The following is a 13,674-nucleotide window of genomic DNA, read 5'->3' as shown; positions in this document are numbered from 1 at the left end:
ACATTCGAACATCGACTGCAACAACTATTTGTTTATCTTTGTTCTTTTTTGAACAAATACCATTCACAGATGATTGCTGACCGTTTGGACCGGGCGCGGACGTAGCGACCACGTGTTCAACAAACAAAAGGGCGGCCGAGAACGTGTCTCGGCCGCCCTTCGGCGGTATTCCCCGGTATATACAGCTGTTTTAGCTACTCAGACCGTCCGCTCTTCTTGGCATGTTTGGACGGAGCGCTCAGAAAGCGACCCGTCAAATAGTTCGCCGGGCCGGAAGTATCAATCCCCAGTAGCACGTGCCCCAGCCACAAAAACGCCGCGAGCACCAACAGTGGAATCACGCACGAGGTCACGATCATCACGATGACACCTTCGATCAGATCGGTCACCTGCTGCACAATTCCATCGGTCATCTGCTTGGCACCGCTGGTCACCGATGTGACGAGACCCGAGGCGCCGTCGGCAAGCTGCTCAAGCACGTTCTTGGACTCTGCGGTTTCGGTCTTTTTCTTGCTCGTTTTGGAGCTATCGCTATCTGCCGCACTCGCAGCGTCGGCCGCCTTTTGCTCGCTCGTCTCGATGCTCACTCGATACGTTTCGTCGACCTTCTGCGACACCCATACGCTCGCGGGCACAAGCGCCATGCCGATCATGGCGACCACCAGCACGCGAGTCGCCACGCGGCGCAGGACGGCGCTCGTGCTCCAGCGCCCGTGAATGCCGAGCGACACCGCAAAGAGCACCAACGCAAACGGGATTAAGATGCCCAAGCCAACCGACCACAAAATCGTGAGCAAATATTTCTCGAGGTAGAGCACGGCGAGCACGATGCCCAAGTTACCCGAAAGCTGTGCGAGCTGCTCGGCAACCGGCGTTCCCGTATCTCCAGGCAGCGCGGTAATGCCCGCAGACAGCGCCACGCACGAGGTCGTGAGCGCCAGTACGTTGCCTTTCTTTTGGTCGATGACCTCGATGGTGGAGTCCCAAGTCTTGGTATCGGCAAAATGTGGGCGTGCGACAAATCCCGACAGCAACGCCAGCACCACGAGCGCAACGATAAAGCCAATCTGCAGCTTTTTGTTTGCGCACACGACATCGGACAGGCTGGGCTGCAGCTCGGTTACCGTCGTGTGCTCGGTTATCTGGACAGGACGCCCATGAGCCATCTCATGCGCATCTCTCTTTTGAATCGATCCGTTGTCCGGCATTTGGATACCTCCTCATTCCGGCCTGTATTGCGGATGGAAGTATACCCACCCAGTAAAAAACCGAACGGGAGGACAACGGTGCGCACCAAGGCTGTCCCCAATGACCAATCATTTAAGAACGTCCCCAATGACTATCTCGGGATGAGTTGCGGTGGAATAGGGATTGTTTTGTGCCCGCCAGCCCCTATTCAGTCCCTATTCCACCGCAACTTGGAGGAGGACAGAAAAACCCTGCCGCGGGTAGCGGCAGGGTTTTTGGAAGGGGACTTAGTTGTGCGGGCTCGTTAGGCGAGCTTAGCTTCGAGTGCGGCGATGCGCTTATAGGCATCGATGGTAAAGCGGGTCTGCTTCTCCAGGATCATGGTGGTCATGAGAGTATCCTGAGCATGGGCCATGATGAAGGTCATCTCCATCTCGCCGCCGCCGGCCTCCTGCGACAGCAGCTTGGTCTGCGTGTCGTGAGCGCCGATGAGTGCATCGCTCGCATCCTTGTGCAGCTGCTCGGCCTTCTCAAAATCGCCCTCGCGAGCAGCATCGAGCGCTGCAAGCAGATCAGTCTGGGCGTCGCCCGCGTATGCGACAATCTCGAATCCAACCATCGAGATTTCTTCTTTGGTTGCCATATTGCGTTCCTTTCACATATGAACCAACGGAGAGCATCGCGTCCGGGCATACGCGCTGCGCTGTGTATGACAGGAACAGTAACATTCAAACAAAAAAGAACAGCGCAAAACGCAATTTCGAGCTATGAACGGTTGCTTTTCGCCCGTGAACGGTTTTTAAACCAATCCGAACAATATCAAACACTATTAGCGGCAACCCAAACAGGTCTTTACCCTAGCGTACATCGCGCACCGTATCGCCCTCGACGAGCACGCCCGGAAACAGCATGTGCTCCACGCCAGGCGCAACTCCCTCGGCGCCGGCGATCTTGTCGACCGCCCACATGCCGACACGCTTGTTATCAAAGCGCACCGTGGTCAGGCGACGATCGGGCACGATGTCGCCCAGGCTGTCATCGACACCCACCACGCTCACGTCCTCGGGCACGCGCTTTCCGCGCGACTCGAGCCCGCGAATGCAGCCGTAGGCCATGGCATCGTTGGAGGCATAGATGGCCGTGCAGGTCGGATCGTCTGCCAGAGCCTGACCGGCAGCATAGCCGCTCTGCGCCGTCCAATCGCCACGAATGAATCGCGGCGGCTCAATACCATGCGCGCGCAGCGTCTCGCGCCAGCCCTCCTCGCGCTGCATGCCCGAAAGCGAGCGCTCGGGACACGAGATAAAGTGCACGGTCTTGTGCCCCTGCCCCAGCAAGTACTCGACAACCTGGCGCGAGCAATCGAACTGGTCGTTATCGACCGTCGAGCACAGCGGGTGTTCCAGCATGGTAACGAGCACCGTCTGCATACCGGGCAGCGGCTCAAAGGTGCCAAAGTCCGCCGGCATGCGGTTCATAATCACAACCATGCCGTCCACCGGCAGTGCGCTCATGCGCGACGATGCGCTCTCGAGGGTATAGGGGTGTCCATCTACTTTAGTAAGGGTGATGGCATAGCCGTGCTTGTCGGCGGCGGCGGCAAAACCCTCCATACGGTCGAGGTTGCCGGTGCCGGTAATGTTGAACATGGCGACGCCGACCGTCTTGAACTTGCCGCGGCGCAGTGACCGGCCGGCAAAGTTTGGACGATAGCCAAGCTCGCGCATGGCGGCGCGCACGCGCTCCTTGGTCTCGGGGCGCACGCTGGGCGAATCGTGCACGGTGCGCGAGACCGTCTGTTCCGAGACGCCCGCGAGGCGCGCCACATCCTTAACGGAAACCGATTTTTTAACAGCGGCCATAGGTCGATCTTTCTATGTCAACGATGCCATTGACGGCATCTTGCGCAGTCATTTTAAACGTCTTCAAGTATATCCAACGCCTCCCCCTCAATACGCTTACCACCCAAAACCTACCGTTCACCGACAATTCTGCTTCGCCGAACGGCTTTTGTCGCCCAAATGTTAACGTTGCCATTGTGCAAACACAGAGCCACCGGGCGGCTCAATCGTTTACACGCAAGGAATCGACGGTCTACAGGCACAGGGGCCACCGATTCACATCTTTTTTTGTGTCGCAAAATGGCAACGTCAACATTTTGGCAACCAGACGTCAAAAGTTACCATCGTTGCTAACCCACCGACTCTTAGGAGCTTTGCATGGAGCAACTCATCGCCACCATCGAAAAAGGCCAGCCCTTTTTCAACGCGATCGCCCGCAACAAGTACCTCAAGGCGATTCGCGACGGCTTTATCTCCGTCATCCCCATCATCATCTTCTCGTCCATCTTCTGCCTGGTAGCCTCGGTCCCCAACATCTGGGGTTTCTACTGGCCCGATGACATCAACAACGCCCTGTGGAAGTGCTACAACTACTCCATGGGCATCCTGGCCATCGCCTGCGCCGCCACCACGGCCAAGCACTTCGCCGACGCTCAGAACCGCGATCTGCCCAAGAGCAACCAGATCAACTTTATCTCGTGCATGTGCGCGGCCATCATCGGCTTCTTGCTCCTTTCGAGCGACACGATCGCCACGGACGCCGCCAGCGGCTTCAACACCACCTACCTTGGTTCCAAAGGCCTGCTGACCGCCTTCATCGCTGCGTTTGTGACCGGTATCATCTACAAGTTCTTTATCAAGCGCAACATCACCGTCAAGATGCCCGAGCAGGTTCCGCCCAACATCTCGCAGACCTTTAAGGACATCATCCCCTTCTCCGTCTGCATCACCGTCTTTTGGGTCTTTGACATCGTCTTCCGCGCTGCCTTTGGCTTCTGCTTTGCCCAGGGCGTCATCCAGGTGTTCCAGCCCCTGTTCACCGCTGCCGACGGCTACATCGGTCTCGCTGTGATCTACGGTGCCATGAGCCTCTTCTGGTTCGTCGGCGTCCACGGCCCCTCGATCGTCGAGCCCGCCATCGCCGCCGCTCTCGTTGCCAACATGACCGACAACTTGGCTGCGTTCCAGGCCGGCCAGCACGCCACCGCCGTCCTGACGCAGGGCGCCCAGTACTTCGTCGTCTGCATGGGTGGTACCGGCGCCACACTCGTCCTGGTCTTTATGTTCTGCTTCCTGGCCAAGTCCCAGGAGATGCGCGCCGTCGGTAAGGCCGCCATCGTCCCCGTGTGCTTTGCCGTCAACGAGCCGCTGCTGTTCGCCGCACCTATCGTGCTCAATCCCGTCTTCTTTGTCCCGTTTGTCTTTGCCCCGATCGCCAACATCTGGATCCTCAAGGTCTTTATCGACTTCTTGGGCATGAACGGCTTTATGTACACCCTGCCCTGGACCGTCCCCGGCCCCATCGGCACCATCATGGGCCTGGGCTTCCAGCCGCTCGCCTTTGTGATGCTCGCCATCATCCTGGTCGTCGACTTTGCCCTGTACTACCCGTTCTTCCGTGCCTATGACGCCCAGAAGTGCGCCGAGGAGGCCGAGATCTCCCAGGAGGAGCTCGCCGCCAAGAACGCCGAGAAGGCCGCCAAGCTCAACGACGCCTTCCAGGGTAAGGCCGACGCCAAGAGTGTTGCCGCCGGCGCCGCTGCCGAGGTCGTGAAGACCGACGCCGCCCCCGCTGCTGCCGCCACCGAGGCTACGGCCGCCAGCGACCTCAACGGCAAGCGCGTACTCGTGCTCTGCCAGGGCGGCGGCACCTCGGGCCTGCTCGCCAACGCGCTGGCCAAGGCCGCCAAGGAGCGCGGCATCGATCTTGAGACCGCTGCCGATGCCTATGGCAACCACGTGGACATGCTTCCCGACTTTGACCTGGTCGTCCTGGCTCCGCAGGCTGCCAGCTACCTGGCCGACCTGCAGAAGGACTGCGAGCGTGTGGGCAACAAGTGCGTCGCCTGCCGTGGTAAGCAGTACATCGAGCTCTCCCAGAACGGCGACAAGTCTCTCGCCTTCGTGAGCGAGCAGCTCTCCAAGTAAGTAGCACTTAGGGCCAGCCGACTATCCAAGACCGGCTGGCCCTTCGATTTAAACGATTGGATCATCATGTCCGTTAACCCCGCCAGCGTCACCAACCCGCCCGCGCAGTTCCCCGAGGACTTTGTCTTTGGCGGCGCCACTGCTGCCTACCAGGTAGAGGGCGAGACCCGCACCCACGGTAAGGGCAAGGTCGCCTGGGACGACTTCTTGGAGGCCCAGGGCCGCTTCTCTCCCGATCCCGCTTCCGACTTCTACAACCAGTACCCCGTCGATCTGGAGCTGTGCGAGGAGTTTGGCATCAACGGTATTCGCCTCTCCATCGCCTGGAGCCGTATCTTCCCCAACGGCACCGGAGAGATAAACCCCGAGGGTGTCCAGTTCTACCACGACCTCTTCGCCGAGTGCCGCAAGCACCACGTTGAGCCGTTTGTCACGCTGCATCACTTTGACACGCCGCTGCCCCTCTTTGAGAAGGGCGACTTCCTCAACCGCGAGACCATCGACGCCTTTGTGGACTTTGCCACCTTCTGCTTTAAGGAGTACGCCGACCAGGTGACCTACTGGTTCACCTTTAACGAGATCTGGGCCGACGCCTCCAACACCTACATCGAGGGCACCTTCCCCGGCGGCGTCAAGGCGCACCTGGCCGAGGCCTTCCAGTGCGAGCACAACATGATGCTCGCCCACGCCAAGGCTGTGCTGGCCTTCCACAACGGCGGCTTTAAGGGCAAGATCGGCGTCATTCAATCGTTGGAGTTCAAGTACCCGCTCAACGAGAACGACCCCGCCGACATCAAGGCCGCCAACAACGAGCACGTGCTGCAAAACCAGTTCCTGCTCGACGCCACCTTCCGCGGCGACTATGCCCCCGACACCCTCGAGTGCGCCAACCGCCTGGCTGCCGTCTCGGGCGGCACCATCGAGATCCGCGAGGAGGATCTCGAGATCATGCGCGAGGCAGCGCTCTACAACGACTACCTGGGCGTTAACAACTACCAGTGCCGCTTCCTCAAGGCTTACGATGGCGAGAACGACCTGCACCACAACGGCACGGGCGAGAAGGGTACCGGCCGCTGGCGCGTCAAGGGCATTGGCGAGCACGTGAACAAGCCCGGCATCCCCACCACCGACTGGGACTGGATCATCTATCCCGAGGGTCTGTTCGATCTGCTCGTCTACATTAAGCAGCGCTACCCCAACTACAAGCAGATCTTCATCACCGAGAACGGCATGGGCTACAAGGACCCCTACAAGGACGGTTTTGTGGACGACCAGCCGCGCATCGACTACATCGAGCAGCACCTGCGCTGGTTGCTCAAGGCCATGGAGGTAGGCGTCAACGTGGGCGGCTACTTCCTGTGGAGCTTGCAGGATCAGTTCTCCTGGACCAATGGCTACAACAAGCGTTACGGCTTCTTCTACGTTGACTTTGAGACCCAGAAGCGCACGCCCAAGGCGAGCGCCTACTGGTACAAGCACGTGGCGCAGACCCGTCGTCTGGACTAGTGGCTTGCGACGAGCAGAATTGCCCCACTCACATAACTTGTCCCCATTTCTCAGCCGGGGGCGGCACGTCACACGGCGCGCCGCCCCCGGCTTTTTTGTTTTTGAGCGAGTCAGAATCCGTTTGTCTCAATCTGTAACATCCAGCCGAGTTTTTCGGTACTAACTGTTACAGATTGAGATGAACGCGCGGGCCAGTTCCCTCAATCTAAATCTGTAACATCTAGCGGGCTATTTCGCCTCCACCTGTTACAGATCGAGACAAACGGAATAAGCCGAGCCGAAAGATCTCAATCTGTAACATCTAGCAGGGATTTTCGGTCCTACCTGTTACAGATCAAGACAAACGAGCGGCCCGAACTTGAAGATCTCGATCTGTAACATGTAACCGAGTATTCCGGCCCTACCTGTTACGGATCGAGACAAACGGAATGGGCCGGGCCGAAAATCTCAATCTGTAACACGTAGCCGAGTTTTTCGGTCCCAACCGTTACTGATTGAGACAATTAGATAGTCAAATCCGCGCTTTCCAGGCAGCTATGAAGCACGGCTCTTTCCTTGCTTTCAGTATCACGAACATATTTTCGGTATCATTTAATGTTATAATGATACCGAAAATATGTTCGTGATACTGAACGGAGCAGCATGCGCCAGTTTGATTACGCCACAGTCCCAGCGGAACTCGAGGCAACTCCAATCACCAACCTTCTCCTCTCGATACGCGAGCATAAAGGCCGTCAGCTTGTTCTGGGTCAAGTCAGACCCGAGCTTCTATCGTCCCTTATGGAGGAAGCTAAGATCCAAAGCACCCAATCCTCCAACGGACTTGAAGGAATTGTTACCACCCAAAAAAGACTCAAAGCAATCATGGCGTATTCCGCCAAGCCAAGCTCCCGCGCAGAGGAAGAAATCGCTGGATACCGAGATGCGCTGTCGCTTATTCACGAGCAGCACGATTTCATTCCCGTAACGCCATCGGTCATTTTGCAGTTGCATCGTGACCTCATGGCACACACAGCAATCTCGTATGGGGGCCATTGGAAAGATAGCGATAACGAAATCATCTCCATCGACGATCAAGGCAATCGATTTGTGCGCTTTAGGCCGCCTTCGGCCCTGGCAACCCCCGGACTTATCGAAGAAGCCTGTCGGTCCCTCAATGATGCCTTATCTCGTCAAGTTTGCGACCCCCTCCTTATATCATTGCGCTTCATCTTCGATTTTGTCAGCATTCATCCCTTCAACGATGGCAATGGCAGGATGAGCCGGCTCCTTACAACGCTGCTACTCGAAAAGACTGGATACGACGTTGCGCGTTACATCAGCATCGAACGTCTCATTGAAGACAATAAAGCGCTTTATTACAACGCCCTCGCCGCAAGCTCCACTGGATGGAATGAAAATCAAAACACCGAAGTGCCCTTTATCCGTTTTATGCTCGGAACCATCCTGGCGGCCTACCGACAGCTCGAGCAGCACACCCAGATTGAATCTGGCACTCACCCCATGTCGAAGCAAGCACGTATAGCTGCTCTATTTCAGCAGAGACCCGGCGTCATCAAGAAATCCGACATCCAGTCCAACTGCCCCGATATCAGCGAGATAACCGTTAAACGAACCCTCAGTCAGCTTGTTGGTTGCAGCGCAATCGAGAAAACAGGAGCGGGTCGTTCGACGGGCTACATACTCAAAGACGTCCACGCCCTGGAATTATTCTTGCAATCCGCAATACCCGACGGCAGGTCAGAAATTACAAAAAAGTCCCCAAAGGACAAACTCCTTGAACGCATAAACCGCGCGGAAGATGAAAGCAAAAACGAACTCTACGAAGACTACGGTTCATTCTCAAGGAATATCAAAGCGAAATACGAAGTCTAGCCATACCTCAGAATGGCCTCACCCTTGTTGCCCAAAACTATTTGCGAGTCATTTTCCGCGTCATTGTAAAACGATAATCCCCGCGCCGGCAGAGGGCAGACGTATCGCCTGCAGCGTTAACTAGCAGATGACCTGCGTGTGTTCCTCGATGGCGGCGCGATCTCCATCAGCAATACCCGGCTCGCATACCACGGCATCCAAATTGTCCAGGCGGCAGAAGGTGTAGAAGTCGCGCTTGCCGATCTTGCTGGAGTCGGCAATCAGATAGCGCGAGTCGGCCTTGCTAAAGGCGAGCTGCTGGATGCGGCCCTCTTCCATGTTGGACGTGGACACGTCGCCGTCCAAAATGCCGTTGGCGCCGATATAAGCTGCGTCGATTCCCAGCGCGCGCAGGGTATCCTCGGCCATGGGACCCACAAAGGCGGCGGTGCGGCGGCGATACATGCCGCCCACGAGGCACAGGTCGCAGTCTTCGCGCGCCTCGAGCAGGTTAAACACCGAAAGCGAATTGGTCACAATGCGCAGGCGAAACGCCGGCAGCATCGAGGCCATCTGCTCAACCGTGGTGCCCGTGCCCAAAAAGATGGTCGAGCCTTCCTCGATAAGCTCCACAGCACGGCGCGCAATCTGCAGCTTTTCCTCGGCATGCTTGGTACGCTTTTCGCTGTGCGAGTACTCATGGCGCAGCATAGCGTGGGGACGGCCCTGCGCACTGCGAGCTCCGCCGTGCACGCGCTCAATCTCGCCTAGGCTCGCAAGCTCCTCAAGATCGCGGCGGACCGTCATATCCGAGACGCCCAACGCATCAGAAATCTCTTTAACCGAGACCGTGCCCTGCTCCTCGAGCAGCTGACGAACCCTATCTTGACGCTCCGCCTTGATCATTTTTACTCCTTTGAGTGATTTTGTTGGCAGTTATAGTAATCGAACAGTTATGCTCACTCACCCTAAACGGTCGATTTTTCCCGGTGAACGGTAGAAAACTCGGTGTCAAACGCAGAATAACGAATTATTTTGACGCCAAGAGACCGACAAAAAAGATGCAAATAGCTGCTCTTTTAAAATCATTTCAATCCAATGCGCCTCAATTAAGCAAATTGAACTTTACCGAACAATCGAAAACAGATTGACACACTAGTTCTCTTTGACTTAAATATTTAGCGACTTAAACAAACAGATTCGAACATGTTCGATCTGCATGGAACGGAAGGAGTTGCAGACATGTCCGCAGAGAGCAATCTGTTCTTCGAAGACACCGTGTTTGTTTGCGACCGCACCACGCAAGAAGAGGTCTTTACCGAGATCGCCAATAAGCTGTCGCTCAAAAACTATGTGGCGCCCGCTTTTCTCGAGAACATCATCGAGCGCGAAAAGGGCTACCCCACCGGCATGGATATGTCTGTCGTCGACCCCGAGTTGCCCAGCTTTGCCGTTCCTCACACCGAGGTCGAGTTCGTTCACACCCGCCGCATCGTCCCCGTCAAGCTGACGACCCCCGTCGAGTGGCACTCCATGATCGACCCCTCGCAGACCTTCCCCGTCTCGTTCCTGTTTATGATCCTCAACGACGACAAGGAGGCCCAGGTGGGCATCCTCGCCAAGATCATGGACTTCGTTAACGCTCTTGGCACCGATCGCGTCAAGGAGCTGTTCTCCATGACCGACGCCAAGGCCATCTACCAGTTCTTGGTCGACAACTTTCCTGCCGACTAGCCAACCACCCTTAGGAATCCGCGGAATAACCCGCATAGAGAAAGGAATTCATCATGATTAAGGTTCTCGCAGCTTGTGGCGCCGGTGTTAACTCCAGCCACCAGATCAAGGACGCCATCGAGTCCGAGTTCAAGAATCGCGGCTACAACCTGCACTGCGACGCTGTGATGATCAAGGACGTCAACGAAGAGATGCTCTCTCAGTACGACATCTTTGCCCAGATCGCCAAGACCGACTTTGGCTTTGAGGTTAAGACCCCGATCGTCGACGCCGGCCCGATTCTCTATCGCATGCCTGCTATGGCTAAGCCGGTTTACGACAAGATTGAGGCCATTATCAAGGAAAAGGGTCTCAACTAATCATTTGCAGCTTCGCTCTGCACAATCTTTGGCTTTAAGGAAGATGACGACCGGGAACGGCATCTTCCTTTTTTAAGGCAACATACGGAAAGGGAATTACTCTTTTAGGAAAGAGGGAGACATGGACGCAGTTATCGGGTTTGCTAACGCCGTTTTTCAACCGCTGATCGACCTTGGCGCAGCCCCTATGATGACCATCGTTTTGACGGTTATTGCCCTACTCTTCAAAGTTAAGTTTACCAAGGCCCTCGAGGGCGGTCTTAAGCTCGGCATCGCCATTACCGGCATCGGCGCCATCATCAACATTCTGACGACGGCCTTCTCGAGCGCCATGACGACGTTCGTTGAGTCCACTGGCCTTCAGCTCACCGTCACTGACGTGGGCTGGGCACCGCTGGCCACCATCACCTGGGGCTCTCCCTACACGCTGTACTTCTTGATGGTCCTCGTCATCGTCAACATCGTGATGATCGTGCTCGCCAAGACCAACACCATCGACGTCGACATCTTTGACGTTTGGCATCTCGCCTTTGTCGGCCTTGCCTGCATCTACTTTGGTGCCAACATTGTTGTCGCCACGCTGCTCGTCGTCTTCGTCGGCGTTATGAAGATCATGAACTCCGACCTTATGAAGCCCACGTTCAACGATCTTTTGGGTGCTCCCGAGGAGAACCCCATGACCACGACTCACATGAACTACATGATGAACCCGCTGGCCATGCTGCTCAACAAGATCATCGACAAGGTGCTCCCCTTCCTCGATAAGTACGACTTCGACGCTGCCAAGCTCAACAACATGATTGGCTTCTGGGGCTCCAAGTTTGCTATTGGTATCTACCTGGGCGTCTTCGTCGGCCTTCTTTCGCACCAGACCCCGCAGCAGATCTGCACGCTCGCCTTTACCGCCGCAACCTGCCTTGAGCTGTTCTCGATGATCGGTTCTTGGTTCATCGCAGCCGTCGAGCCGCTGTCTCAGGGCATCTCCGACTTTGCCAACAACAGCAAGTGGCTCCAGGGCCGTACCCTCAACGTCGGCCTCGACTGGCCCTTCATCGCCGGCCGCGCCGAGATCTGGGCTGCTGCCAACATCCTTGCCCCCGTCATGCTGGGTGAGGCACTGCTGCTCGCCAACGTTCCCTTCCCCTTCTCCCCGACTGGCACTTGGAACGGTCTGCTGCCGCTCGGTGGCATCATCGCCATGGGCCTGACGCCGGCACTGCTCGTCGTCACCCGCGGCCGCGTGATCCGCATGGTCGTTATCGGTGCCGTCCTGCTGCCCGTCTTCCTGGGCGCTGGCACCCTCGTCGCCGATTTCGTTACCTTTACCGCTAAGACTGTCGGCGCTTTCCCCGATGGCGTTACTGGTCTGATCTCTCAGACCACCATGGAAGGACCTGTCGAGAAGTTCCTGGCCTTCTTCGTGGGCAAGGCGACCACGGGCGATGTGGCCATGATCATCGCCACTGTCGTTGCCATCGTCGTGTACGTCGCGCTCTTCGCTTGGTATCGCAAGCAGATGATCGCCCGTAACATCGAGTACGCGAAGCAGGACAAGTGCACCCTCTCGCCGCTCACCACCGGCAAGTTTACCGAGGAGGACCTCAAGGCTGCCAAGGAAGCCGAGTCCGCAAAGGCAAACGCCTAACCAATTGCCACATATCCCCTGTGGAAGAAACCCGTCGCATCCCGGCGGGTTTCTTTTTGTTTGTCCGCAGTAAGACAATCATCACTTTTTTGAGAAAAATACCCCCTGCTTTAGTGGGGTGTAGTGATAATCTCTCCTGTTCGCGCTACAGTTTGTCGGAAATACCTCGATGTTAGGAACCAAATGATCACTTCCGAGCTTTTCGGCACCGCTCCCTGCAGTACCCCCGTTCATCGCTACACCCTCAACGGGCCCGAGATCTGCGTTCGCATTATGGACTATGGCGCCACCGTGCTGGGCATCGATGTGCCCGACATTCCCGGCAACGTGCGAGATGTGGTGCTGGGCTTCGATAAGCTCGAGGATTACTTTGACAACCCCGCCTGCTTTGGCGCAACCATCGGCCCCGTGGCAAACCGCACCGCGGGCGCCACGATCACCATCGACAGCACGGACTGGCATATGCCCGCCAACGAGGGCGCCAACAACCTTCACAGCGACCTTGAGCACGGCCTGCATAAACGCGTGTGGGACGTTGAACTCGACGAGACTCACAACGCCGTTCGCATGACCACCTCGCTTGAGGATGGCGAGCTGGGCCTGCCCGGCAACCGCATCTTTACGGCCGTGTTTACCGTTACGCGCACCGGCGTCTTCCGCATCGAGTACGGTTGCGAGAGTGACCGCGCCACGTACGTGTCCATGACCAACCACACGTACTTTAACCTTGCCGGTCATAACGCCGGCATGGACTGTGAGCACTTCTTTGTTGCCAACGCTGCCCACTACCTGCCCATCAACGAGCAGAACATCCCCACCGGCGAGATTGCTCCGGTCGAGGGCACGCCGTTTGACTTCCGTGAGCTGCGCCCCGTTGCACCCGGCATGGAGGCCGATGATCCGCAGATTAAGCAGGCACGCGGCTACGACCACTGCCTGTGCATCGACGGCTATCAGTACGGCCGCAATCTGCGCCGCGCGATGCACGTCGAGGAAATGTGGACCGGTCGTGAGCTGGATTACTACACCACCGCCCCGGGCGTGCAGCTCTACACCGGCAATTGGCTGGGCGACGAGCATGCCAAGGACGATGCCAACTATGGCTGGGGCGCCGGCTTTGCCCTCGAGGCAGAGATGTACCCCGACACGCCGCACCAGCCGCTGTTCCCGCAGGGCATTGTGGGCCCGGGTCACCCCTACAGCAATGTGATCGAGTACCACTTTATGAGGCACTAAGCCCATAACGCAACATATCGCACAGCAGCGCCCGCCGGCACCACCGCCGACGGGCGTTTTTCATCCCTAGTCATTGGGGACGTCCTTAAACGGCTAGTCGTTAGGGACAGGGGACTGCGGACGATTTCTTGGACCGCTACGCGGCCCTTCCCAGCGCGGCGCG

Annotated in this window: 11 protein-coding genes; 7 read left to right on the top strand and 4 right to left on the bottom strand. The window is 57.1% G+C overall.

Annotated features, from left to right (window positions below; all coding sequences use genetic code 11):
- Positions 1–194: 194 nt before the first annotated feature.
- The 3 genes from DW195_RS07435 to DW195_RS07425 all read right to left on the bottom strand — a co-directional run bounded on the left by DW195_RS07435 (position 195) and on the right by DW195_RS07425 (position 3,050).
- Positions 195–1,208 (bottom strand): hypothetical protein, encoded by a 1,014-nt coding sequence (locus DW195_RS07435; protein WP_118206343.1) that lies wholly within the window; start codon positions 1,206–1,208, stop codon positions 195–197.
- 284 nt (positions 1,209–1,492) lie between these two features.
- Complete coding sequence (locus DW195_RS07430; protein ID WP_089572387.1) at positions 1,493–1,831, bottom strand: PTS lactose/cellobiose transporter subunit IIA; 339 nt, start codon at positions 1,829–1,831, stop codon at positions 1,493–1,495.
- A 214-nt stretch (positions 1,832–2,045) separates the two neighbouring features.
- Positions 2,046–3,050, bottom strand: a complete 1,005-nt coding sequence (locus DW195_RS07425; protein WP_118206342.1) for a LacI family DNA-binding transcriptional regulator — start codon at positions 3,048–3,050, stop codon at positions 2,046–2,048.
- 357 nt (positions 3,051–3,407) lie between these two features.
- Here DW195_RS07425 and DW195_RS07420 point away from each other — a divergent pair, with 357 nt between their 5' ends.
- From DW195_RS07420 to DW195_RS07410, 3 genes are all read left to right on the top strand, one after another.
- Positions 3,408–5,177: a PTS transporter subunit EIIC gene (locus DW195_RS07420; RefSeq protein ID WP_118206341.1), complete on the top strand. Its 1,770-nt coding sequence runs from the start codon at positions 3,408–3,410 to the stop codon at positions 5,175–5,177.
- Positions 5,178–5,243: 66 nt separating this feature from the next.
- Complete coding sequence (lacG, locus tag DW195_RS07415) at positions 5,244–6,683, top strand: 6-phospho-beta-galactosidase (RefSeq protein ID WP_118206340.1); 1,440 nt, start codon at positions 5,244–5,246, stop codon at positions 6,681–6,683.
- Positions 6,684–7,325: 642 nt separating this feature from the next.
- Positions 7,326–8,558 carry a Fic family protein gene (locus DW195_RS07410; protein WP_118206339.1) on the top strand — a complete coding sequence of 411 codons (1,233 nt, stop codon included), beginning with the start codon at positions 7,326–7,328 and terminating at the stop codon, positions 8,556–8,558.
- Between the two features lie 120 nt (positions 8,559–8,678).
- On the opposite strand, the gene DW195_RS07405 is transcribed toward DW195_RS07410, so the two are convergent.
- Positions 8,679–9,443, bottom strand: coding sequence for a DeoR/GlpR family DNA-binding transcription regulator (locus DW195_RS07405; protein ID WP_118206338.1), 765 nt, complete (start codon positions 9,441–9,443; stop codon positions 8,679–8,681).
- Between the two features lie 336 nt (positions 9,444–9,779).
- On the opposite strand from DW195_RS07405, the gene DW195_RS07400 reads away from it, so the two are divergent.
- The 4 genes from DW195_RS07400 to DW195_RS07385 all read left to right on the top strand — a co-directional run bounded on the left by DW195_RS07400 (position 9,780) and on the right by DW195_RS07385 (position 13,511).
- Positions 9,780–10,271 (top strand): PTS sugar transporter subunit IIA, encoded by a 492-nt coding sequence (locus tag DW195_RS07400; protein ID WP_117716301.1) that lies wholly within the window; start codon positions 9,780–9,782, stop codon positions 10,269–10,271.
- Positions 10,272–10,324: 53 nt separating this feature from the next.
- Entirely contained in the window at positions 10,325–10,630 is a 306-nt protein-coding gene (locus DW195_RS07395) for a PTS sugar transporter subunit IIB (RefSeq protein ID WP_117716300.1), read from the top strand.
- Between the two features lie 121 nt (positions 10,631–10,751).
- Complete coding sequence (locus DW195_RS07390) at positions 10,752–12,275, top strand: PTS transporter subunit IIC (RefSeq protein ID WP_117716299.1); 1,524 nt, start codon at positions 10,752–10,754, stop codon at positions 12,273–12,275.
- 183 nt (positions 12,276–12,458) lie between these two features.
- Positions 12,459–13,511, top strand: a complete 1,053-nt coding sequence (locus DW195_RS07385) for an aldose epimerase family protein (RefSeq protein ID WP_118206337.1) — start codon at positions 12,459–12,461, stop codon at positions 13,509–13,511.
- The last annotated feature ends 163 nt before the right edge of the window (positions 13,512–13,674 follow it).

Source organism: Collinsella sp. AM17-1, assembly GCF_003470665.1.
In the GTDB taxonomy this organism is placed as follows: Bacteria; Actinomycetota; Coriobacteriia; order Coriobacteriales; family Coriobacteriaceae; genus Collinsella.
The sequence above is the reverse complement of the archived record's forward strand: the minus strand, read 5'-3'. Positions and strand labels throughout refer to the sequence as shown.

Bases quoted from the DNA above. Each gene is read 5' to 3' on its own strand.
- DW195_RS07435 (WP_118206343.1), bottom strand. From the start codon at position 1,208: ATGCCGGACAACGGATCGATTCAAAAGAGAGATGCGCATGAGATGGCT.
- DW195_RS07430 (WP_089572387.1), bottom strand. From the start codon at position 1,831: ATGGCAACCAAAGAAGAAATCTCGATGGTTGGATTCGAGATTGTCGCA.
- DW195_RS07425 (WP_118206342.1), bottom strand. From the start codon at position 3,050: ATGGCCGCTGTTAAAAAATCGGTTTCCGTTAAGGATGTGGCGCGCCTC.
- DW195_RS07420 (WP_118206341.1), top strand. From the start codon at position 3,408: ATGGAGCAACTCATCGCCACCATCGAAAAAGGCCAGCCCTTTTTCAAC.
- lacG (WP_118206340.1), top strand. From the start codon at position 5,244: ATGTCCGTTAACCCCGCCAGCGTCACCAACCCGCCCGCGCAGTTCCCC.
- DW195_RS07410 (WP_118206339.1), top strand. From the start codon at position 7,326: ATGCGCCAGTTTGATTACGCCACAGTCCCAGCGGAACTCGAGGCAACT.
- DW195_RS07405 (WP_118206338.1), bottom strand. From the start codon at position 9,443: ATGATCAAGGCGGAGCGTCAAGATAGGGTTCGTCAGCTGCTCGAGGAG.
- DW195_RS07400 (WP_117716301.1), top strand. From the start codon at position 9,780: ATGTCCGCAGAGAGCAATCTGTTCTTCGAAGACACCGTGTTTGTTTGC.
- DW195_RS07395 (WP_117716300.1), top strand. From the start codon at position 10,325: ATGATTAAGGTTCTCGCAGCTTGTGGCGCCGGTGTTAACTCCAGCCAC.
- DW195_RS07390 (WP_117716299.1), top strand. From the start codon at position 10,752: ATGGACGCAGTTATCGGGTTTGCTAACGCCGTTTTTCAACCGCTGATC.
- DW195_RS07385 (WP_118206337.1), top strand. From the start codon at position 12,459: ATGATCACTTCCGAGCTTTTCGGCACCGCTCCCTGCAGTACCCCCGTT.